The sequence below is a fragment of the Brevibacterium mcbrellneri ATCC 49030 genome, assembly GCF_000178455.1.
GTDB lineage: Bacteria > Actinomycetota > Actinomycetes > Actinomycetales > Brevibacteriaceae > Brevibacterium > Brevibacterium mcbrellneri.
In genome coordinates this window covers 1-1,672 of sequence record NZ_ADNU01000076.1, presented here as the reverse complement: position 1 = coordinate 1,672, position 1,672 = coordinate 1, and the positions used below count along the sequence as shown (strand labels likewise).

The 1,672-nt window shown below is 53.8% G+C and carries 1 rRNA gene; it reads left to right on the top strand.

The features are described from left to right. The first annotated feature begins 140 nt into the window (after positions 1 to 140). Positions 141 to 1,663, top strand: a 16S ribosomal RNA gene (locus HMPREF0183_RS11105). Positions 1,664 to 1,672: the final 9 nt, after the last annotated feature.

The window sequence follows — 1,672 nt, the reverse complement described above, 5'->3', positions numbered from 1 at the left end:
TGTTCTTTTTCAACTCAATAGCGTGTTTGTTTGTTTTTGTGATGCCAGTTTTGTTTTATTTTTTCTGGTTCTCAAATTGATTTTGGCTTGATTATTTTTCTTGTCTTTTCTTTTTGGGTGCTGGGGTTTTTCTTTCTTTTTTTGTGGAGAGTTTGATCCTGGCTCAGGACGAACGCTGGCGGCGTGCTTAACACATGCAAGTCGAACGCTGAAGCTTGGTGTTTTCACTGGGTGGATGAGTGGCGAACGGGTGAGTAACACGTGAGTAACCTGCCCTTTACTTCGGGATAAGCTTGGGAAACTGGGTCTAATACCGGATATTCTGCGTGATCGTATGGTTGTGTAGGAAAGATTTTTTGGTAAGGGATGGGCTCGCGGCCTATCAGTTTGTTGGTGGGGTGATGGCCTACCAAGACGACGACGGGTAGCCGGCCTGAGAGGGCGACCGGCCACACTGGGACTGAGACACGGCCCAGACTCCTACGGGAGGCAGCAGTGGGGAATATTGCACAATGGGGGAAACCCTGATGCAGCGACGCCGCGTGGGGGATGACGGCCTTCGGGTTGTAAACCTCTTTCAGTAGGGAAGAAGCGTAAGTGACGGTACCTGCAGAAGAAGTACCGGCTAACTACGTGCCAGCAGCCGCGGTAATACGTAGGGTACTAGCGTTGTCCGGAATTATTGGGCGTAAAGAGCTCGTAGGTGGTTTGTCGCGTCTGCTGTGGAAACGTGCCGCTTAACGGTGCGCGTGCAGTGGGTACGGGCGGACTAGAGTGCAGTAGGGGAGTCTGGAATTCCTGGTGTAGCGGTGAAATGCGCAGATATCAGGAGGAACACCGGTGGCGAAGGCGGGACTCTGGGCTGTTACTGACGCTGAGGAGCGAAAGCATGGGGAGCGAACAGGATTAGATACCCTGGTAGTCCATGCCGTAAACGTTGGGCACTAGGTGTGGGGTCCATTCCACGGATTCTGCGCCGTAGCTAACGCATTAAGTGCCCCGCCTGGGGAGTACGGCCGCAAGGCTAAAACTCAAAGGAATTGACGGGGGCCCGCACAAGCGGCGGAGCATGCGGATTAATTCGATGCAACGCGAAGAACCTTACCAAGGCTTGACATGCACTGGATCGCTGCAGAGATGTGGTTTTCTTTTTGACTGGTGTACAGGTGGTGCATGGTTGTCGTCAGCTCGTGTCGTGAGATGTTGGGTTAAGTCCCGCAACGAGCGCAACCCTCGTTCTATGTTGCCAGCACGTGATGGTGGGAACTCATGGGAGACTGCCGGGGTCAACTCGGAGGAAGGTGGGGATGACGTCAAATCATCATGCCCTTTATGTCTTGGGCTTCACGCATGCTACAATGGCCGGTACAGAGGGTGGCGATACCGTGAGGTGGAGCGAATCTCTTAAAGCCGGTCTCAGTTCGGATCGTAGTCTGCAACTCGACTACGTGAAGTCGGAGTCGCTAGTAATCGCAGATCAGCAATGCTGCGGTGAATACGTTCCCGGGCCTTGTACACACCGCCCGTCAAGTCACGAAAGTCGGTAACACCCGAAGCCGGTGGCCTAACCTTTTGGGGGGAGCCGTCGAAGGTGGGACTGGTGATTGGGACTAAGTCGTAACAAGGTAGCCGTACCGGAAGGTGCGGCTGGATCACCTCCTTTCTAAGGAGC